Genomic DNA, 20,249 nt, shown 5'->3' with positions numbered 1-20,249 from the left:
GCTCCGGCCGCATCTCCTGCCGCTCGCCTCCGCGCGAGGCCGGGCTGCCGCCGTCGGACCGCCGCAGTGCGGAAGCACCGGAATCACCTGTCAGGAAGGCCGACAGCCCGACGGGAGGGATGCGCCGCCGCGGTCTGCCGTTCGGGTGGTGCTCGCCGCCGTGGCGGCGGCACTCCGCGTCCCGTTCCCGGTGCTGTTCTCGTGGTGCGGGGCGGCTGAGGTGATTCCGGACGTCCGCGTGCGCCCTGATCCGTGGGTGGTTCCCGGCCCGCTGGGTGCGGGATCCCGCCGGCCGGCGGCGCCCGGCGGGGCTCGCGTCGTCGCGGGCCCCGCCGGGATCGTGCCACTGGTCAGGAGGGTGTGGGTCGTGCCCGGTCGGGGGTGGGTTCGAGGCGGACGACGATGCCCTTGGAGGTGGGTTGGTTGCTGATGTCGGCGACGCTGTCCAGTGGTACGAGGACGTTCGTCTCGGGGTAGTAGGCGGCGGCCGAGCCTTTGGCAGCCGGGTAGGGCACGACCTCGAAGTTCGCGGCCCGGCGTTCGGTGCCGTCCGCCCAGACGCTCACGAGGTCGACGCGGTCGCCCTGCGCCAGACCGAGCTCGGTGAGGTCGGCCGGGTTGACGAGCACGACGTGGCGGCTGCCGTGGATGCCGCGGTAGCGGTCGTTGTCGGTGTAGGGGACGGTGTTCCACTGGTCGTGCGAGCGCAGTGTCTGCAGCAGCAGGTGACCCTCGGGTGCCCGGGGGACGACGCGCTCGTTGCAGGTGAACTGGGCTTTGCCGGTCTTCGTCCGGAAAACGCCCTCGTTGACGGGATTGGGGAGGTGGATGCCTCCGGGGCGGGTCACACGCGCGTTGAAGTCGTGGAAGCCGGGCACGATGCGGGAGATGCGGTCGCGGATGGTGCCGTAGTCGCCTTCGAACGCGTCCCAGGCGATGTCCGCCTTGCCGTCCAGGGTGCGGCGGGCGAGCCGGCACAGGATGGCGACTTCACTGAGCAGCAGCGGGGAGGCGGGGTCGAGGCGGCCCTGGGAGGTGTGCACCTCGCTCATGGAGTTCTCGACGGTGACGAACTGTTCGCCGGCGGCCTGGACGTCGCGCTCCGTGCGGCCGAGGGTGGGCAGGATCAGCGCGGTCTCACCGCAGACGGTGTGCGAGCGGTTGAGTTTGGTCGAGATGTGGGCGGTGAGCCGGCAGGAGCGCATCGCCTGCTCGGTGACCTCGCTGTCGGGAGCGGCGCGGACGAAGTTGCCGGCCAGGGCGAGGAAGACCTTGACGCGGCCCTCACGCATCGCCTTGATCGAGTTCACCGAGTCCAGGCCGTGCCGGCGCGGCGGATCGAAGCCGAACTCCTTCCGCAAGGCGTCGAGAAAGGTGTCCGGCATCTGCTCCCAGATGCCCATGGTGCGGTCGCCCTGGACGTTGCTGTGGCCGCGCACCGGGCAGGCGCCGGTGCCGGCGCGTCCCAGATTGCCGCGCAGCATCAGGAAGTTGACGATCTCCCGGACGGTGGGCACGCCGTGTTTGTGCTGAGTGATGCCCATGGCCCAGCAGACGATGACGCGTTCGCTCCGGAGGACCTCGTCGCGGACCTTCTCGATCTCTTCGAGGGTGAGCCCGGTCGCCGCGCGCACGTCGTCCCACTCGACGGTCCTGGCATGCCGGGCGAATTCCTCGAAGCCGGAGGTGTGGGCGTTGATGAAGTCGTGGTCCAGGACGGTGCCGGGCCGGGCGTCCTCGGCTTCCAGGAGCAGGCGGTTGAGGCCCTGGAAGAGGGCGAGGTCACCGCCTGGTTTGATGTGCAGGAAGCGGTCGGCGATCTGAGTGCCGCGCCCGGCGATCCCGCGTGGTTTCTGCGGGTTCTTGAAGCGCCGCAGCCCGGCCTCCGGCAGTGGGTTGACCGCTACGATCCGGCCGCCGTTGCGTTTGGCCTCCTCCAAGGCGGTCAGCTGGCGCGGATGGTTGCTGCCGGGGTTCTGTCCGACCAGGAAGATCAGGTCGGCGTGGTGGAGGTCGTCGAGGCTGACGGTGCCCTTGCCGGTGCCCAGGGTCTCGCTCAGGGCGAAGCCGCTCGACTCGTGACACATGTTGCTGCAGTCGGGCAGGTTGTTGGTGCCGAAGGCGCGGGCGAAGAGCTGCAGAACGAAGGCGGCCTCGTTTCCGGCGCGGCCGGAGGTGTAGAAGACGGCCTCGTCGGGTGTGGCCAGCGCTGTGAGTTCCTGCGCGAGCACGCCCAGGGCGTCGTTCCAGCCGATGGGCTCGTAGTGTTCGGAGCCGGGCCGCTTGATCATCGGTTCGGTGAGCCGGCCCTGCTGGTTGAGCCACATGTCCGAGCGGGCGGCGAGGTCGGCGACGCTGTGCTCACGGAAGAAGTCGGCGGTGATCCGGCGCGTGGTGGCTTCGTCGTTGATGTGCTTCGCGCCGTTCTCGCAGTACTCGTTGCGGTGACGCCGGCCCGGGGCCGGGTCCGCCCACGCGCAGCCGGGGCAGTCGATTCCGCCGACCTGGTTCATGGCCAGCAGGTCCACCCCGGTCCTGCGCGGGGAGGTCTGCTCCAGGGAGTACTCCAGCGCGTGCACGACCGCCGGGAGGCCGGCCGCCCACTTCTTCGGCGGTGTCACGGAGAGAGCGGTCTCCGGCTCCTCGTCGGGCGGGTTCTGCATGGGTTCGCCTTTCTCTTGCCGTGTCCGGCACGCCGGTCAGCCGACGGGCCACCGAGCCACGCGGCTCCTGGGCGGTTCCGGGTGCTCGTGCTGCACGCGGCCGTTGCGGACGGTGCCGCGCCAGGCCCCGCTCTCCTGTCCCAGTCCCTCGATGAACCGCTTGAAACTCATGAGTTCGCCGCGCACCAGCCGGGCGGTCAGCCGGGCGGTCAGGCGGGCGGTCCCGGACGAGAGGGTGAGGATCCGCGCGGCTCCCCGCGGTTCCAGCAGCATGCGGACGGTGATCGCGGTGCCGCCGGACTCCGTCGGCCTGAACTCGACCTCGCCCTGGTGGGAGGGGTTCTGCTCCAGACCGCGCCAGGCCAGGTAGGCGTCGGGGTCCTGCTCGACGATCTCGACCGCGAAGCGGTGGCGCAGCAGGCCGTAGCCGATGGTCCAGGCGATCACGGTGGGCCTGAGCTGCTCGACGCCGTGCACCACGGACGAGAAGCGCGGGAAGGTCTTGAACTGGGTCCACTGGTTGTACGCCGTCCGCACCGGTACCGCGACCCGGACCGTCTCCTCGACATGCTGCTCCCGCAGCGGACGGCGGCGCGTGACACCGTCCGTGCGCGTCCCCGGCGTGTTCGGCACGGCCCGCCGGGCGTCGTCTTCGTGCGCCATCGTCGTCTCTCCTCGGGTGAGGGAGCCGGGCGTCCGGTCTCCCTTCGTGCGTCAGCTTGTCTTCCGGTTCCCGCTCCGAGCACTTCGAGTCACCCCGGGTGCCCTCGTGTCGCGTCTCGTGCGGTCCCGGCCACGGGGATGTGCGGCGGCCGGCGCAGCCGGTCAACGGTGGCCCTGCGGACGGTGCGGTCCGGGGAGCCGCTCGCGCGCATTCGTCCCGGATGGTGCGGCGCAGCGGGCGGGCGCCGCATACCGGCCGGTGGCCGCGGGCGGCCAGAAGCGTCTCGGGCGCCCGTCACCTCCAGTCTCATCCCGCGCGCGTCCACCCGCCACTCACTCTGCTGCGACGTGCGCGATCAGCGGGCGACGACGCCCGGCGCGGAGCCGACGGTCGTGACGGTGCGCGGGCCGCGTGCCGGGCGAGGACGCGCCCGACGCGGATTCCAGCGGGGGCGGAGACGGCGGCATCGAGGGGGGAACGCCCGCGATGCGCCGGCCGGCCGGAACGAGGTCGGCGGTCCGCCGCCGCACGGCGGCGGTACCGCCGATCCCGGGGTCCGCGTTCAGCGGATCGCCGGCTCGGTTCAGCAGGGGCTGCGCCACACCCCGAGGGCCGGCTCCTTCACCATGGACGACAGCCTCAGCCGCCGGGACTCGGCGCAGAAGCTGCTCCGTGGCTCCGTGTACTCCACATGGAACACCGCCTTGCCGGCCTCGATGAACGGGGCGAGTTCGCCGCACTCGTCGTACTGGGCGCACTCCTCGTTGACCGCGAAGTCGAAGTGGTCCACGAGCTGGGGGATCTGAGGAAGGTCGTTCTTCAGTCCCACCGACAACCCCCGCTCGTGGGCGATGGCCGCGATCACGCGGTTGTACCTGAGCTGGTCACGCGCGGTCAGCGGGAAACCGGTGTCGTTGCCGTAGCCCTCGACGAGATCGGGTTCCACCGCGTCGAAGCCCTTGTCACGGCACATGTCGAAGCGGCGTTCCATGATCGGTCGCAGGATGTCCACCTGCCGGATGTCCAGCCACCGTTCGCCCTTCCAGCCGTTGGGCCGGCCGAGCACGGAGCGCGGGAAGGCCTCCTGGTCCGGCCGGAACTCCTCCCACGCGCCGACGTTGACGTAACAGATGACCTTCCGGCCCGCACGGTGCAGCCGGGCCACGTCCGCGGCGGAGTTCTCGAAGCCGTCGATGTCGTAGACGGGCACGTCGGCCGACGGGTCCACCCTGCCGTCGAGTTGCCACTGCCAGGTGAGGCCCGGACGCGGCTTCCAGTGTGGCCCGGTCGCCGTCGCGTGCGGCGCTGCCGGTGTCGTGCCGTGCCGGTCGGAAGGGCGCTCCCCACCGTCGGAGCAGCTCGTCAGTGCCGTGGCCACCAGTGCGGTCAGCAGTGCGGCGCGGGACCACGCCCGTGTCACCGCTCCGCCCCGCTGAGAGCCGGCGTCAACTGGGCCCAGGGGTTGGGCGGTTCGCCCGTCACCGGGCCGCAGACCGCCGCCCCGCGTTCGTGAGCGGTGCGCACGGCGAGGGGGACGAGGGCATCGGGTACGCCGTAGACCAGGTGGCAGAGCCGCTCGGGCGGCCGGCGAGCGGCCCAGGCCGGACGGCTGAACGCGGAGACGTACGTCGACCAGTGGCCCTCGAACGTGACGGTCAGGTCGGCGAGCCGGACGTAGCCCGGCTCCGGGTGGACGCCGGGGTTGAGGACGACGGTCCCCGCACCCAGCCTGCGCAGCGTCCGCACGAGTCGCCGGCAGGTCGCGAGCCCGTCCGCGTTCGCGGTCACGCGGTCCAGGAAGCAGCCGTCCGCCGCGTACCACTCCCGGTGGCGGCGCAGGTCCTCGACGACGTCCTCGGGGGCGCGCATGCCGTAGTCGGTGTCGACGTAGCCCAGCAGGCGTGCGCCCGCGTCCCGCAGGGCGCCGGCCGCGGCGGTGAAGGCCGGGTCGGGGGCTTCGCCCGGGCCGCTCGCGGGGTTGAGGACGACTCCGTAGGTGCGGGGCGCGGCAGTGATGAGCCGGTGCCAGGCTCCCGGATCCTCGGCCGGGTGGACGTACAGCGGGATCAGCAGGTTCATGGCGTGCGGCCGCCTTCCCACAGTGCGGTCAGTGCGTCGTCGAGGGTGTGGGACGGGCGCCAGCCCAGGGCCTCCTCGGCGGCGGTGATGTCGGAACACTGCCACGACACCTGCGCGGAGCGGGCCGGGTTCCCCGCCGCGGTCTCCTCGGTCCGGCCGCGGAAGCCGGCCAGGGCCGTCAGGTTCCGCACCAGGTCGCGCACCGGGACGGCCCGGCCCCCGCTGATGTTGAGGACCGGCGGCAGTGGGTGCGGGGCCGTGGCCGCGAGGACCGCGGCCCGTGCCACGTCGCGTACGTCGACGAAGTCGCGGTGGGCGGACAGGTCCCCCATGCGCAGCACCGCCTCCGGGCCGGGCCCGGCCTCGCGCAGCAGGGCGGCGATCCGGCCGGGGAGCGAGGTGGGCGGCGCTCCCGTGCCCACCGGATTGCCCACCCGCAGCACCACCGCGTCCAGGCCGGAGGTGGTCACGGCGACCGTGCCCGCGAGCTTGGTCGCGCCGTAGGAGCCGACGGGGCGGGTCGCCGCCGACTCCGTGACCCGCGTGCCGGGCGCTCCCGGGCCGTACTCGGCGGCCGAGCCGAGGTGCACCAGCCGGGCCGTGGGGGCCGCCTCGCGCAGGGCGGCGCACAGCACCGCGGGGGCGCGGGCGTTGACCTCGGCCATCGTGACGGGGTCACCGCCGGTCGCGCCCGCGCAGTTGACCACGGCGTCGGGCGCGGCGGAAGCGAGGGCCTTCGCCAGGTGCTCCGGGCGGACGCGGGCCAGGTCGACGTCGACGTCGGCGGCCGGTGACCGGCCGCCGCCGAGGACCAGCGCGCCCGGCAGGCCGCGCAGCCCCTCGGCGACGTGAGCGCCCAGGTAGCCGGTGAAACCCAGGACGAGAATGCGCATGAGGTGCTCAGGCTCCCTTGAGCAGTAGCGACTTGCGGGTGGTGAACTCGGCGTTGGCCCGGTCGTAGTCGTCGGGGCGGCCGATGTCCAGCCAGTAACCGGCGAACTCGTAGGCGTGCGGCTGGTTGTCCGACTCCAGCAGGTCGAGGACCAGCTCGTCGAAACCCAGGGGCAGCCCGGGCATGTAGCCGTCCAGCGTGGAGCGGGACAGGCCGTAGACCCCCATGGAGACGCGGTAGTCCATGCTCGGCTTCTCGGTGAACGCCACGACCTTGCTGGCGTCGGTGGTCAGCACCCCGAAGTCGATGTGCACCTTGCGGGCGTAGGTGGCGATGGTCAGCGGCGCGCCGGAGGCGCGGTGCCGGGCCAGGACGTCGGCGTAGTCGAGGTCGGTGAGGACGTCACCGTTCATCACCAGGAACGTCTCGGGAAGGCGGTCGCGCAGGGTGAGCAGGGGGCCCATCGTGCCCAGCGGGCTCTCCTCGCTGGCGTAGTCGACGGCCAGGCCCCATTGCGAACCGTCGCCGACGTAGGCGCGGATGATCTCGCCGAGGTGGCCGATCGCGATGGTGCAGCTGGTGAAGCCGGCGGCGGAGAGCTGGCGCAGCACGATCTCCAGGATCGCGTGCTGGTCGCCGATGGGGACGAGCGGTTTGGGCAGCGCCGTGGTGTACGGCCGCAGCCGGACGCCCTTGCCTCCGGCCAGGATCACTGCGTGCATCGTGGGCTCCTCCTTCGGGAACGCTTCGTGACGTGCGCGGACGGGACGGACGAGGTCCGAGGGGTCAGATGTTGTAGATGCCGGTCTTGTAACGGGCGAGGTTGGCCGGGTCGCGGAAGAACTCCACGGTGTGGGCGAGGCCCTCCTCCAGGGTGTGGGCGGGCCGCCAGCCGGTCGCCGACGCGAGCCGGCTCGCGTCGGCGACCAGGCGCATCACCTCGGAGTTGGCCGGGCGGATGCGGGACTCGTCCGCGCGCACGTCGAGCGGGGTGTCCATCACCTTGCCGATCAGCGCGACGAGGTCGCCGACCGATATCTCGCCGCCGGTACCGGCGTTGAAGGTGCGGCCCACGACCTTCTCGGAAGGCGCCGTGCCGACGGCGAGGAACGCCCGGGCGGTGTCCTTGACGAAGGTGAAGTCCCGGGTGGGGCGCAGGTCTCCGAGCGTGATGGTGCGTTCGCCGGCGGCCACCTGGCCGATGACGGTGGGGATGACCGCCCGCATCGACTGGCGCGGTCCGAAGGTGTTGAAGGGGCGCAGCGTGACGACCGGGGTGTCGAAGCTGGCGTGGTAGCTGTCGGCGAGCCGGTCGCCTCCGGCCTTCGAGGCGGCGTACGGGGACTGGGTGTGGATGGGGTGGTCCTCGGTGATGGGCACGGTCCGCGCGGTGCCGTACGTCTCGCTGGTGGAGGTGTGCACCAGCCGGGGTGTGCCCAGGGCCCGTACGGCCTCCAGCACGTTGAGGGTCCCGGTGACGTTGGTGTCCACGTAACTGTGCGGGGCCCGGTACGAGTAGGGGATCGCGATGAGGGCGGCCAGGTGGTAGGCGGTGTCGGCGCCTTCGAGGAGACCGCGGACGGAGCCGGGGTCCCGGACGTCGCCGAGGACGATCTCCACCTGGTCCAGGACGTCGGGGTGCAGGGTCTCCAGCCAGCCGTAGAAGGAGAAGGAGTTGTACTGGGCCATGGCCCTCACGCGGTGTCCGGAGGCAACCAGGGCCTCGGTGAGGTGGGAGCCGATGAAGCCCTCGGCTCCGGTGACGGCGGCGAGCGGTGCGGAGGTCAACTGGGTTGTCCCTTCGGTTGTTCGGAGGTGAGCGGCAAGGGGCCGGAGATCAGACGTGCGGGGAGGGCCGGCCGAGCAGCCGCAGTGCGCACGCCGAGAGGCACAGGGCGGCGGCGGCGCAGCTGAGCGGCAGGGCCAGGGCGGTGCCCGGTGGCAGCCGGAAGAACACGACGGCCGCGGCAGCGGCGGCTGCGGCCAGGCAGATACCGGCCGACGGCCAGGCCGCTCCGAAGGCCTGCAGCAGCAGTGCGGTCCACAGGACGGCCGCGAGGAGCAACAGGCCGACGGGGTCGGCACCGATGAGCAGGGCCGCGGGCAGCAGCGGCGCGAGATACGCGAGCAGACAGAGGCCGAGGATGCCGGCCGAGCGCAGCAGGAATCCGGCGGGGGTCGCGGTGGCGCGCAGCGCGGCGACCGACAGTCCGCGGTAGCGGTACAGCAGCCATTCCGCGGGCCCCATGCTGAGCGTCAGCACGATCACCGCGTACGGCTCCTGCCGCCCCTGGAGCAGCACCAGCACCGCGGCGGCCAGCCCGAAGAGGCCGTACGGAAGCGACCACAGCAGACGCGGCCTGCCCGCACCGGTGACGGCCGGGACGGAGAGGGTGCCGCGCAGGACCCGTCCGGTGACGGCGAGCGTGGCGAGCAGCGCCAGCGCGGGCAGACCGCTGCGGAGCACGGGCCCGGGCTCCCACCAGGGCAGCACGGCGGCACCCGCGAGCAGCGGACCGAGCGCGGCCAGCAGCAGCCGCTCCCGGCCCAGCACCAGCAGCACACCGGCGGCGGCCAGATAGGCGGACTGCGCCGCGGCCACCCACGTCACCGGTCCGCCCTCCGCGGGCAGCGCGGCGATCGCCGTCGCCACCACCGCTCCCGCGGGGGCACCGGCCAGCAGGGTACGGCCCGCCTCCCGGCGTCCGGTCGCCATCCGCAGGTGGGCGCGGTGGCCGAGGGCCTGCCCCCATGCCCAGGAGACGACCCCGGCCACGACGAGGGCGGGAGCGTGCCCGCCCGCGTCCCACAGGGGAGCGGCCAGCAGATAGGCGAGCCCCGGCAGGGCGAACAGCACGCCGCGCAGCAGACAGCGCACGGTGTCGGGACGCCAGGGATCGGCCGCCGGAGCAGGTTCGGGGAAGGTGCGCGGAACGCGTTCGTACAGCGCGGAGGCGAGCGAGAACAGGTTCGGGTGTCCGTACCGTTCGTTGATCACGGAGGCGGACAGCCCTTCCGCCTCCAGGAGCGCGGCCACCTCGTAGGGGTGAACGGCAGGGCCTATGCGGTCGGCGAGTTCGGCGGCGAGTTCACTGACCGCCCGCTCGTCGGGGCCGCTGCGGGGGAGCCGGACGGTGAGTGTGGCCTCGTCGAGGGCCCAGCGGGGACGGCGTCGGAGCGGGCGGGTGCCGGCCAGCCGGATGGCCAGCGTGTCCTCCTCGGAGCCCCCGGGTTCGAGGGATATCGGCCCGCTCACAGGGCGAGGCTTCCGGTGCTGTCGACGGCCGGTGCGGAGGCCCTGACCCCGGTGGGCACGACCGTCGGCTCCTGTTCGGGGTGGGCCAGTTCCAGGTAGACGGAGCGAAACGTGTCGATGGTCCGGCGGAGGGTGAACTGCTCGATGACCCGCGACCGCGCCGCCTCGCCCATGGCCCTGCGCCGGGCGGCGTCGCCCAGCAGCTCCAGCGCGGCGCCGGCCATCGCCTGCGGATCGCGCGGCGGCACCACGAGCCCGGTGTCCCCGACGGCCTCGCGCACTCCGCCCACATCGGTGGAGACGGTCGCGCGGCCGCAGGACATGGCCTCGATCAGCGTGAACGGGAAGCCCTCGCTGATGCTGGAGAGCATCACCACGTTCCCCGCGGCGTACGCGTCCCTGATGTCCTCGACGCGCCCTTCGAAGGTGACGGCGTCGGCGTGCCCGAGTTCGGCGGCCAGGGCCTCGCAGCGTTCCCGGTAGGCCTCTCCACCGCGCGGTGTCCCGCCGAACAACCGCAGCCGCGTCCGCGGGAGGCGGGCCCGGACGAGGGCGAAGGCGCGAATCAGGGTCTCCAGGTCCTTGATGGGGTCGACACGGCCCGCCCAGCTGAGCGTGGGCACCTCGGGTTCCGGCCCGGCCGCCGGGAACGCGGCGGGGTCGACGCCGTTGTAGACCGTACGGATCGACCGCGGGTCGGCGCCGCCCTCCTCCTCCCACAGCCGGTTGTAGCGGTTGCCCGGTGTGATCAGGGCGGCCCGGAGGTAGCTCTCCCGCGCGAGCAGCCGGAAGAACCCGAGGACGACCGCCTTCACCGGCCACCGGTAGGGCGCGGTGCGGTAACCGAGGTAGCGCTCGCGCAGGTAGACCCCGTGCTCGGTCAGCAGCAGGGGGACGCCGTGGTCTTCCAGGGCGGCGAGCCCCGGCAGCACGGCGACCCCGCCGCTCACCGCGTGCGCGACCCCGCTCTCGGGCGCCGGGGCGGCCAGCGGGCGCAGGGCGTGCTCGAGCAGCGCGGTCGCGGTGAGCGCGTCGTGCAGGGTCGGCCGGGCCTCGCGGACGGCGAGACCGGGGCGGTTCCAGAGCGCGGTGAGCAGCGTGACGGCCCGGTCCCCGCGCAGGAAGGCGCTGAGCGTCCCGTCCGACGCCGCCCGTGCCAGCGCGTACAGGGCGGGCGCGAACCCGTCCTCGGCGCGCGGGTCGAGCAGCGCGGTCAGGAACCGCTCGTAGGCGGCGGCGAGTTGGTTGCGCGTCCGGCCCCGGGGAGGACGGCCCTCGGGCGGGGCGCCCCACATGGGGACGGACAGCACGCTCGTCACGTGCGCGGGCAGGTCCCACACGACCGGCTCACGTCCGGTGCCGGTGACGGCGATGACGTCGAAGGTGAGGTCGGGCATGCCCTGGACGAGTTGGTCGCACCAGACGCTGACACCGCCGTGGCTGTGCGGGTAGGTACCTTCGGTGAGCAGGGTGACGCGCGTCGCTCCGGTGTGTCGCGCGCCCTGGGGAAAGGGCATCGGTGTGCTCCACGACTGAGGTGTGGGGTGCTTCGAGCCGGTCCCGGCCGCCGCCTGGGGGGCGGCCGGGACCTTCGGTCGGTGCGGGGCGCGTGCGCGCCGTTCAGCCGTCCGAGGTGTGGCCCACCGGTTCGGTGATGCCCGCGGCGGCACGGGTCCGCGGATCGGTGACACCCGCCGGGACACGGGTGCGCGGCGCGGGGCGGGTGGCCGGAGCTGCTTCGGTGGCGTCGTCGGCGGCCGGAGCCGTGGCAGACGCCGGCAGGGTGAAGGCGAGCGGGGTACCCGCGGCAGGGACCCAGCCGGACACGGCCCCCGCGTACGCCTCGCCGAACGCGGTTCCGCCCAGGGTGGTGCCGGTCGGCAGCGTCGCGGTGACCGCCAGTCCGGCCGGGGCGTCGACACGCACGGTGCCGCCGATGCGGTGCGCGGTGACGTCCCCGGCGCGGAGCGCGGCCTGCCAGTCGGCACGGCGCTCCAGCTCGGCGCCGATGTCACGCATCCGCGGGTTCACCACGGGGGTGTCCTCGGCGAACAGCGCCGCGTAGCCGTCCAGTACGCCGTCGAGGACGGGGTAGGCGATGCGGTCCTCGGCGAGGTTGGACTGGTGGATGAAGTGCGGCTTGGGGTCGTTGGACAGGACGTGCCCGAGGGCGATCCGGGTCTCCAGCGGCACGATGTGGTCGGCGTACCCGGTGGCGGTGTCCAGGGGTGCCGTGAGGCAGGTGGTGGTGTCCGGGTTGTCCTCGCAGATGCCGCTGCCTCCCTGGGCGCGGCTGGTGTAGATCCAGTTGTACTCGTCGACCTGCTCGGCCGCCCGGCCGGCGTTGTAGAAGACGTTCATCGGGTAGCGCGGCACGGTCGTGGCGCCGCCGACCGGGCGCTGGGCGGGCTCCCGGGAGTTGTCGGAGCCGAGCCAGGCGATGTCGTTGTCGTCCAGGGCGGGAGCCAGGTTGGGGTTGTCCTCGGGCTGCTGCGGGAGGACCTTCATGCCCGAGTGCTCACCCGTGACCAACTCGTCGTTCTTCAGCGGCAGTCCGGCGACCAGACCCCAGACCCGGTTGAGGGCGATCTCGTCGGAGATGTCGTCGCGGCTCATCCACCGGGTGCTGCCGTCGGCGTTGGTGGCGCACTTCCACGGCACCACCGAGACGTCCTGCACACAGCCGAGGAAGGGATGCGAGTAGGTGTGGTTGATCCAGCGGAACTCGCCCCGCCGCGCGATCAGCCGGTCGGCGAGCGCGTCGACGCCGTTGTTGTCCGTGCGGTGGTCGACGCTGCCGGCGCCGTTGTAGGCGAAGTCGAGAGTGAGGTTCTTGCCGTTCTGCCACGCGACGGCGTGGTCCACGTCGGCGGCCGTCATCCGGATCGGGTCGGGCGTCACGTCGGGGTCCGCGCAGTCGACGTCGCCCGGCGTGCAGTTGAGCGCGCTGTTCCACCGGTCGTCGGCGGCGAAGACGTCGTCGACGTGCACGGAGAAGTAGTTGCGTGAGGCGCCCAGGTGCACACCGTCGGTCATCCACTCCACGATGCCGCGGGCCAGGAGCCGGAACTGCTGCTGGTACCGGTTGTAGACGAACGTGACCACCAGCTCGCGCCGGCCGTCGTGCCGGTACTCGCCCACCAGGGTGCCCTTGCCGGACCGCCCCGGGATCGCGGCCTCGACGTACGGAGTGAAGTCGGCCCCCGCCACGGGCTTCGACAGGTAGGCGTAACTCTCGCCGACGGCCGTGTCGTTGTCCTCGAAGGGCACCGCCCCGTCGAGATAACCGAAGGGGCCCGACTTGCCCGCGGCCGTCACCTGGGCCTCCTTGCCGTCGAGGCTGCCGGCGTACCCCCCGAGGACCGGGTCCTGCAGACCGGCCTCGGGGCGCGCGTAGGTGTAGGCGTCGACCTGGGGGATGTCGTACGTCCGCTCGTACGCCGCGAGTGCGGCCATCTCGGCGGAACCGGCCGGGAACGGATTGTCGTTGGGCAGCACCACGGCCTGGAATCTGGCGCGCGGCCGGCCGTCCACGGTGTCCGCGAGGAAGCGGGCGTCGATCACGGCCCGGCCGGACCGCGTGAGGTCGACCTCGGTGTACGGCGTGCCCGCCGCGGCCAGTTCGGCGGCGATCGCGTCGGTGGACGGGCCGCCGTCGCTCACCACCAGCACCCGCAGATCGATGCGGGGCGTGGGATCGGCGTGGGCCGCGCCGGCCGGCAGACCCAGTGCGGCGATGAGCGCGCCCACCGTGACCACGGTGGTGCGTATGGTCCGCTTCATGCGGTGAAGTCCCCTCCCGGGCAGGGATGAGCACGGCTCCCGTGGAGCGGACGCACCCCCTTGCGTGCCGCCGGCGTCCCCCTCAGAAGCCGGTTCGTCACACATCCGTCGCGTCACATGGTGGGGTCTGTGTGAGGGTTTCGAGGTCGTGTTGTGAAACGTGACGAAAAAGCGCAGGTGCCGAACGGGGTGATTCCGGAGGGTGGATGGAATCGCTGCCGGGCGCCGGGCGGTCCGGGCGTGGCGGGTGCGAGGGCTTCGTCGCTGGCCCGGGCCGCTGCGCCGCGCACCGGCGGGCCGCTGGGGCCCGCCGGTTGTCGTGACAGTGGTCCAGGCGGTGGGAGAAGCGGGGCAGGGCGACTTTCAGGTCACGTGTGCCCGGCTCCTCGGGGGCGCGTCAGGCGCAGAGCACGCGTGTCACGGGCGTGTGGACCGGGCCGCCGCTGATGTTCGTGGAGTCGCTGAACTCGGCGTAGAAGTACGAGTAGAAACCGATGTTGCCGTTGCAGCCGGAGTCGGCGGAGATGTCCAGCTTCAGGGTGACCGTACGGCTCTGGCCGGGCGGGACGGTGGTGCCGTAGTTGCCGCCGAGGTCGGCCGGGCCGGTCCCCGAACAGGGCGTGGCGCCGTTCGCGGTGGCCAGGGTGCAGCCGGAGAAGCCGTACTTCAGGTCGGGGCGCTGCGTGGTCAGCCAGGTCGGCTCGATCGTCTGGTACACGAACCAGATGTCGTAGGTGTTGTTGTTCGTGAGGGTCATCGACAGGTTGACCGTGCCGCCGGGCGTGGTGGTGGCGCTGTCGGTGGCGAAGGTCAGTTCGGCCGGCGCCGGGTCGGCCGCGCTCGCGCTGGGGGCCAGGCCGAACACGGCGAGGAAGAGGGCGAGGACGGCACCGAGACCGAAACGTCTCATCAGGGGTGATCGCATGGCCAGGGAGGCTAGGCAGGGCCCGGGCGCAGCGTCTGCCCCACGGGGCCGGGGGTGAGGGGTGCTCGGCTGGAAGTATGCGCGACGTGATGGAAGCGTGGTGGAAGTGTGAAGGTCTGGCGGGATGTGCAATCGCCCAGGTGATCGGCGCGGGTGAAGGCACTGCTGTGGGCCGGAGGACGCCGACCGCCTCCACGGCGCCCGAAGCCGACATTGGCGCGTATGCGACCCGGTGCGCCTCACCGCTCCCCGCGCAGATCACGGAAGTCTCGGCCCATCCGTCCGGCAATGCCCCAGCAGAGCGGTGAACAGGTGCCGAGCGTGCATCCCGTGGTTCGGGGGACACGAGGCGGTATGGCGAGAGACGGCGGGAACAGGGCGTTGACGGAATCGTCGGGCCGGGGAGCGGCGCCGGAGGGCACGGCGCTCAAGCGCGCGCTGACGACCCCGCTGCTGTACTTCTTCATCCTGGGCGACGTGCTCGGCGCCGGTGTCTACGTCCTGGTCGGGCAGGTCGCGGCCGACGCCGGGGGAGCGGTGTGGCTCCCGCTGGTCGTCGCGCTGCTGCTGGCGCTGCTGACCGCCGCCTCCTACGCCGAGCTGGCGACGAAGTACCCGCGCGCCGGCGGAGCCTCCCACTACACCACCCGCGCGTTCGGGCCGTTCGCCGGATTCGTCGCGGGCTTCTGCATGCTGGCCGCCGGCATCGTGTCCGTGGCCGCACTCGCCCGCGGCTTCGGCGGCGACTACCTGTCCGCCTTCGTGACCCTGCCCGTGGGGTTCGTCGCCGTCCTGTTCCTGGCCCTGCTCGCCCTGGTCAACGCGCGGGGCATCAAGGAGTCGACCCGCGCCAACGTCGTCGCCACCGTCGTCGAGGTGGGCGGACTGATCGTCGTCGTCGCCCTCGGCGCGTGGCTGCTGCTGCGCGGCGACGGCGACGTCGGGCGGCTCACGCAGCTGGGCACGCCGGAGAAGGGCGCGTCCGCGGCCGTGCTGAGCGGCTCGGTACTGGCCTACTACTCCTTCGTCGGGTTCGAGACCTCCGTCAACGTCGCCGAGGAGACCCGCGACCCGCGGCGCTCCTACCCGCGCGCCCTGTTCGGCGCCCTCGCCACCGCCGGGGCCGTGTACGTCCTGGTGGGCATCGCCGCGTCCGCCGCGGTACCGACCGCCCGGCTGGCCGAGTCGAGCGGCCCCCTGCTGGAGGTCGTGGAGGAGGCGGGCGGCGTGCCGACCCGCCTGTTCAGCGCCATAGCACTCGTAGCCGTGGCCAACGGCGCGCTGCTCACCGGCATCATGTCCTCCCGCCTGGCCTACGGCATGGCGAGGGACGGGCTGCTGCCCGCCGCACTGACCGAGGTCCTGCCGGGCCGCCGTACGCCGTGGGCCGCGATCGCGGTCACCACGCTGCCGGCGATGCTCCTCGCACTCACCGGCAGCGTCGCCACCCTCGCGTCCACCCTGGTGCTGTTGCTGCTGATCGTCTTCCTCATGGTCAACACGGCGGTGCTGGTACTGCGCCGCGACGCCGGCGAAGCCGACCACTTCCGGACGCCGACCGTACTGCCGGTACTGGGCATCGCCTCCTGCGTCCTGCTGGCCACGCAGATCGAGGCGGAGGTGTGGTTGCGCGGACTGATGATCGTGGCCGTCGGCATGGTGCTCGGCGCGGTCGGCGCCGCGCGGCGAAGCGGGCGGACGGACGCGGGCGTGCGGGACCCCGGCTGAGCGGGGCGCGGCTGCTCCGGGCGGCGCGTCGCCAAGGGGCATTCGGGCGTGTGCACCGGCTTCGCCCAGGAAGCGAGCGCAGGCAGTGGCGGCCGGCGCGGCGCCGGTCATCGCGGTCGGAGACGGGCTCGGCAGGCACGGTCTCGGTCACCTCGACCTCAACGGTCCACTGACAGCGCGGCTCACCCGCCGTCGGCGGATCCGTCCTCCCGCGGCTCGCCGTCCGGCCCCTGGGCCCGCACCCGCTGGACGTGCTCCAGGGACTCGCGCAGTTCGGTGAGCCAGTCGTCGGTGTGCCGCTGGACCAGCCGCACGCACCAGGCCAGCGCGTCGCTGCGGCTGCGGGCCACCCCGCCGGCGATGAGGGTGTCGAGGACCTGGCGCTCCGGCTGCCGCAGCCGGGTCATGACGGGCGCGGCCACGTGCGTGAACAGGGCGCGTCGGCCCTCGCACTCCACGCCCCAGGAGACCTTCCGCCCGAAGCGGTGCTCGGCGTCCCGGGCGACCGCGATCCGGTCGTCCCGGGTGCGCTCCCGGAACTCCTGGATGCGGCCCTCGACCGCCGCTTCCCGTTCGGCCGCCGAGGCGCCCTCGGCCGGCCGGGGACCGGGGATCCGGCCGATCACCGTGATCTCCTCGCGGTCGACGGTGAGTTCGGCCAGTTCCTCGAAGAGACCGTCGGGGAGCCGGCCCGCGAACCAGCCCCGCAGCTGCTCCCTCTGTTCGCTCGTAATCATGTAATGACCATTACCCGTGCATTCCATGAACGCAAGGGATCGTCGAACGGTCTGCCCACAGCAGAATCGGAATGTTTCAGGCCGATTGCCGAGCAGGGGGTTTTCGGCCATCTGGCCACTTCGCATATGCGGCCGCCGCCCAGTTGCCGGGCCGTGGGCCCCTCGTTCCGTCACTTCGCGCCACTGATTCAACACGCAAGGTTACTGAAATCCGCAGGGTCGACGTGTGTTTCCGGCGCGGACTCGGCAGACTCCCGCTCGCCGGTTCGGCACCGACCGAGCACGGGCCGGCGACTCGTCTTCACGAGCGGAAGGATGCACACAATGCGGAACACCGCGCGCTGGGCCACCACCCTCGGCCTCACGGCCGCAGCCGTCTGCGCACCCCTGTACGGGGCCACGGCGTCGGCCACCCCGGGCACCGCCCCGTCAGCGCTCTACGCCCCCTCGGCCCTGGTGCTCACCCTGGCCCACGGCGACAGCGCGGCCACCGCCGCGCCCGAACGGGCGGTCACCCTGGCCTGCGCCCCGGGGCCCTCGGGCACCCACCCGGCCGCCGCGTCGGCCTGCGCGGACCTGAACGGCGTCGACGGCGACCTGGAGGCCCTGACCATGAGAGAGGGCGTCTTCTGCACCAAGCAGTACGACCCGGTCGTCGTCACGGTCGACGGCGTGTGGCAGGGGCAGCGCGTGTCCTACGAGCGGATCTTCTCCAACACGTGCGTGATGAACGCTCACGGTTCGAGCGTCTTCACGTTCTGAGACCGGGATCGCACGGTTCCCGTGACCGCGCGGCGGCTCGCAGACTTGGGGAGTGCGAGCCCTCTCGCGGAACGTGCGGTCCCGCACAGGGAGGCCGGCGGGCGGAGTGGGGCCGCCCGCCGGCCTCCGGGCTTCCCGGCCTCCCGCTCCGGCGGGAGGCCGGTCTCACGCCCGGTCGCGGTGACTCGTGTCGCACCAGGGGTAGCGCCGGCTGCGGCGACAGGTGCACAGGGCCACCCGGAAGCGGTCGCAGGACACCACCGAGCCGTCCTCCAGCTCCACCTCCACCGGCCCCTCCACCAGCAGGGGCCCCTTGCGCCGGAGGGTGACGCGTCGAGGGGTGTCAGACGGGGAGTTCGGCACGGACCACCACCAGCTCTTCCCTGTTCTCCGTCGCGGTCAGCAGCCCGCGCTCCCGCAGCCAGCGTTCCCGGCTCCGCAGCACCGGACCGAACGCGATGCGGCGGCGCCGCGTCACCGCGGCCTTCATCCCCGCCTCCCGCAGCCGGGCGAGCGTCAGCTCGGGATCGCTGAGGGCCGACTGCACCAGCAGCAGCACACCACCGGGCCGCAGCAGCGCGGGAGCCTCCCGGCAGATCCGGTCCAGCACCAGCCGCCCGTCACCGCCCGCGTCCCAGGCCCGGGCCGGGCCCCGCGGCAGCCCGTGCGCACCGGGGGCGGGGACGTACGGGGGATTGGCGAGGATCAGGTCGAACGACCGGCCCCGCACCGGGGCGAACAGGTTCCCGCGCCGCACCTGGACGGTCACTCCGGCCCGCAGCGCGTTCAGCCGTGCCGCGCACACCGCCCGGCGCGAGACGTCGACCGCGGTGACGCGGGCGCCCTGCCGGGCGGCCGCCACGGCCAGGGCACCCGACCCGGTTCCGACGTCGAGAACCTCGGCGCCCGGCGGGACCGGCTCCTCGAACAGGGCACCGGCCAGCAGCTCGGTGTCTTCCTGGGGGGCGTACACGCCCGGTGGTACCAGCGATTTCACAGACCACCGGGTACCCCCGAGTTCAGGAGGTATGAGTGAACTCCCGGGCCTCGGGTGTACGCAGGGACGACCGGCCCGCGTTCCAGTCGGCGAGCAGCCGGTCGCCGAGCCGGTCCTCGACGAACACCGTGGCGTCCACGCCGAAGGCGATGTCCGCCTCCAGGTGCGGCTCCGCCTCCAGCAGGCCGCCGATGACGTCGTGGCGCACCACCTGCTCGTGCACGGCGTCCGCCTCGACGTGCTCGTCGTAGAAGTGCACGGCCGCGGGCCCCGCGCCCGTCCGCCGCATCGCCTCCGCGAGCCGCCGGGAACCGGGGGAGGAGGTGATCTCGACCGTGGCGAAGTGGCCCACCAGAGCGCCCCGGAGGGAGCGGTGCAGCCCGAACAGGGACATGAGGTTCACCGTGACCAGCAGCTCGGCGCAGGCCGCGTCCAGGTAGCGGCCGTACGTCGTGTCCAGCCCCAGGTCCCTCATCAGGCCGGCGAACAGCTCGGCGTGGACGCGGTCGGCCCGTCCGCCGCCGTACTCGTCGAACTCCACCGCCGCCATCGCAGCCTTCGCCCGCCCCCACAGGCGGGGCAGCACCCAGGCGTGCGGGTCGGCCTCCTTGAGGTGGTACAGGGAGCGCTGGGCGGCGTACTCGCGCAGGTGCCACAGCTCGCCCTTGTCGCGCAGGAAGTGGCTGACACCGGTGCCGTCCACCGGCTCCACCAGGATGTCGGCCAGCGCGTCGTCGAGCCGGTCGTGCCGGTGCGCGTCCGCGCGGAGCGCGGCGAGGAAGCGCCGCTCCAGGGCGCCGCGGACGCGCAGCAGCTCCGGGTCCCATTCCAGCTCCGGGGCCACGCCCGCGAACCCGCGGTAGTGCAGCTCGTAGCAGAGGTACAGGGCGAGCTGGAGGTCGTCGCCGTAGACGGGGGCGGCGGCGATCTCGTCGTCGGACGGCAGGGGGCCGGTGCCCCGCAGCCGGTCCGTGACGGCGCCGCTGAGGGGACCGCGCGGTGCGGGCAGGCTGGGTTCCTCACTGGGGTGCTTCATGCGCCCCGTGTACCCGGACGGCCCACGGACACCCCCGTCCGCGTGGCATCCGCCCGTCCGCGGGGTACCCCATGTCGGCATGAAGGCACTGGCGATCAACTGCACCCTCAAGAAGTCACCGGAGACATCGAACACCGAGGCACTCCTGCGGACCGTCACCGAACGGCTGGAGGGGGACGGCGTGGAGGTCGACGTCGTGCGCGCGGTGGACCTGGACATCGCGCCGGGCGTGGTCAGCGAGGCCGTGCACGCGGGCGACGCCTGGCCGGACGTCCACGCGAAGCTCCTCGCCTCGGAGATCCTCGTCGTGGCCTCGCCGACCTGGCTCGGCCAGCCGTCGTCGGTCGCTGGGGGTGCCCCCTCCGGGGGAGGGTCCTGGAGCGGATGGACGCGATGCTGTCCGAGACGGACGACGAGGGGCGGCCGGTGGCCTACAACCGGGTGGCGGGGGTCGTCGTCACCGGCAACGAGGACGGCGCGCACCATGTGATCAGCGAGATCACCGGCGCTCTGCAGGACATCGGCTACACCATCCCGGGTCAGGCGTGGACCTACTGGAACCAGGGGACCGGCCCGGGACCCAGCTTCCTCGAGGGCGGCAGCGGCCACGACTGGTCCCGCAGGACCGGCCGGGCCATGGCCGCCAACCTGCTGGGCGTCGCCCGGGCCCTGGCGGCCCGCCCCCTCGGCCCTCCGCCGCGAGGAGCCGGCACCTCCCCCGCGCCGG

17 protein-coding genes and 1 pseudogene are annotated in these 20,249 nt (G+C 72.8%); 3 read left to right on the top strand and 15 right to left on the bottom strand.

What is annotated here, in order from left to right; translation table 11 throughout:
• Window positions 1-350: 350 nt before the first annotated feature.
• From FHX78_RS01720 to FHX78_RS01670, 11 genes are all read right to left on the bottom strand, one after another.
• A complete protein-coding gene (locus FHX78_RS01720; protein WP_145865685.1) occupies window positions 351-2,663 on the bottom strand; it encodes an FdhF/YdeP family oxidoreductase in 2,313 nt (770 codons plus the stop codon).
• A 36-nt stretch (window positions 2,664-2,699) separates the two neighbouring features.
• Window positions 2,700-3,326, bottom strand: a complete 627-nt coding sequence (locus tag FHX78_RS01715) for an SRPBCC family protein (RefSeq protein ID WP_145865684.1) — start codon at window positions 3,324-3,326, stop codon at window positions 2,700-2,702.
• A gap of 584 nt (window positions 3,327-3,910) precedes the next feature.
• The gene (locus tag FHX78_RS01710; RefSeq protein ID WP_167531657.1) at window positions 3,911-4,747 is read right to left on the bottom strand and encodes an endo alpha-1,4 polygalactosaminidase; all 837 of its coding nucleotides are present in this window, start codon (window positions 4,745-4,747) and stop codon (window positions 3,911-3,913) included.
• Entirely contained in the window at window positions 4,744-5,406 is a 663-nt protein-coding gene (locus tag FHX78_RS01705; protein ID WP_145865683.1) for a spherulation-specific family 4 protein, read from the bottom strand. Before FHX78_RS01705 ends, FHX78_RS01710 begins: the two co-directional genes overlap by 4 nt.
• The gene (locus FHX78_RS01700) at window positions 5,403-6,299 is read right to left on the bottom strand and encodes an NAD-dependent epimerase/dehydratase family protein (protein WP_145865682.1); all 897 of its coding nucleotides are present in this window, start codon (window positions 6,297-6,299) and stop codon (window positions 5,403-5,405) included. Before FHX78_RS01700 ends, FHX78_RS01705 begins: the two co-directional genes overlap by 4 nt.
• 7 nt (window positions 6,300-6,306) lie before the next feature.
• Window positions 6,307-7,020, bottom strand: a complete 714-nt coding sequence (locus tag FHX78_RS01695; protein ID WP_145865681.1) for a nucleotidyltransferase family protein — start codon at window positions 7,018-7,020, stop codon at window positions 6,307-6,309.
• Between the two features lie 64 nt (window positions 7,021-7,084).
• On the bottom strand, window positions 7,085-8,086 hold the full coding sequence (locus FHX78_RS01690; protein ID WP_145865680.1) for a GDP-mannose 4,6-dehydratase: 1,002 nt from the start codon (window positions 8,084-8,086) through the stop codon (window positions 7,085-7,087).
• Window positions 8,087-8,135: 49 nt separating this feature from the next.
• Window positions 8,136-9,554: a hypothetical protein gene (locus FHX78_RS01685; protein WP_145865679.1), complete on the bottom strand. Its 1,419-nt coding sequence runs from the start codon at window positions 9,552-9,554 to the stop codon at window positions 8,136-8,138.
• Window positions 9,551-11,071, bottom strand: a complete 1,521-nt coding sequence (gene pelF / locus FHX78_RS01680) for a GT4 family glycosyltransferase PelF (RefSeq protein ID WP_145865678.1) — start codon at window positions 11,069-11,071, stop codon at window positions 9,551-9,553. Before pelF ends, FHX78_RS01685 begins: the two co-directional genes overlap by 4 nt.
• 103 nt (window positions 11,072-11,174) lie before the next feature.
• Window positions 11,175-13,337 (bottom strand): hypothetical protein, encoded by a 2,163-nt coding sequence (locus tag FHX78_RS01675; RefSeq protein WP_145865677.1) that lies wholly within the window; start codon window positions 13,335-13,337, stop codon window positions 11,175-11,177.
• 397 nt (window positions 13,338-13,734) lie between these two features.
• Window positions 13,735-14,262: a COG1361 family protein gene (locus FHX78_RS01670; RefSeq protein ID WP_145865676.1), complete on the bottom strand. Its 528-nt coding sequence runs from the start codon at window positions 14,260-14,262 to the stop codon at window positions 13,735-13,737.
• Window positions 14,263-14,616: 354 nt separating this feature from the next.
• On the opposite strand from FHX78_RS01670, the gene FHX78_RS01665 reads away from it, so the two are divergent.
• Window positions 14,617-15,990 (top strand): APC family permease, encoded by a 1,374-nt coding sequence (locus tag FHX78_RS01665; protein WP_229923938.1) that lies wholly within the window; start codon window positions 14,617-14,619, stop codon window positions 15,988-15,990.
• A 182-nt stretch (window positions 15,991-16,172) separates the two neighbouring features.
• Here the strand turns inward: FHX78_RS01665 and FHX78_RS01660 are convergent, their stop codons facing one another.
• Complete coding sequence (locus tag FHX78_RS01660; RefSeq protein ID WP_145865674.1) at window positions 16,173-16,727, bottom strand: hypothetical protein; 555 nt, start codon at window positions 16,725-16,727, stop codon at window positions 16,173-16,175.
• Between the two features lie 324 nt (window positions 16,728-17,051).
• On the opposite strand from FHX78_RS01660, the gene FHX78_RS01655 reads away from it, so the two are divergent.
• The gene (locus FHX78_RS01655; protein ID WP_145865673.1) at window positions 17,052-17,489 is read left to right on the top strand and encodes a subtilase-type protease inhibitor; all 438 of its coding nucleotides are present in this window, start codon (window positions 17,052-17,054) and stop codon (window positions 17,487-17,489) included.
• A gap of 165 nt (window positions 17,490-17,654) precedes the next feature.
• Here FHX78_RS01655 and FHX78_RS01650 read toward each other — a convergent pair whose 3' ends face one another.
• The 3 genes from FHX78_RS01650 to FHX78_RS01640 are packed head-to-tail and all read right to left on the bottom strand — an operon-like array spanning window position 17,655 to window position 19,522.
• Window positions 17,655-17,852, bottom strand: a complete 198-nt coding sequence (locus FHX78_RS01650; protein WP_145865672.1) for a CDGSH iron-sulfur domain-containing protein — start codon at window positions 17,850-17,852, stop codon at window positions 17,655-17,657.
• Window positions 17,833-18,462, bottom strand: a complete 630-nt coding sequence (locus FHX78_RS01645) for a HemK2/MTQ2 family protein methyltransferase (RefSeq protein WP_167531938.1) — start codon at window positions 18,460-18,462, stop codon at window positions 17,833-17,835. The genes FHX78_RS01650 and FHX78_RS01645 overlap by 20 nt, the downstream gene beginning before the upstream one ends.
• A 46-nt stretch (window positions 18,463-18,508) precedes the next feature.
• Window positions 18,509-19,522, bottom strand: a complete 1,014-nt coding sequence (locus FHX78_RS01640; protein WP_145865670.1) for an iron-containing redox enzyme family protein — start codon at window positions 19,520-19,522, stop codon at window positions 18,509-18,511.
• A gap of 79 nt (window positions 19,523-19,601) precedes the next feature.
• Between FHX78_RS01640 and FHX78_RS01635 the strand changes: the two are divergent.
• A pseudogene (locus FHX78_RS01635) lies at window positions 19,602-20,221 on the top strand (flavodoxin family protein); the annotation flags it as partial.
• Window positions 20,222-20,249 lie beyond the last annotated feature (28 nt).

The organism is Streptomyces capillispiralis (genome assembly GCF_007829875.1).
Taxonomy (GTDB): Bacteria; Actinomycetota; Actinomycetes; order Streptomycetales; family Streptomycetaceae; genus Streptomyces; species Streptomyces capillispiralis.
Note: the sequence above shows the minus strand (reverse complement) of the source record. Positions and strands in the feature narration are given on the sequence as shown.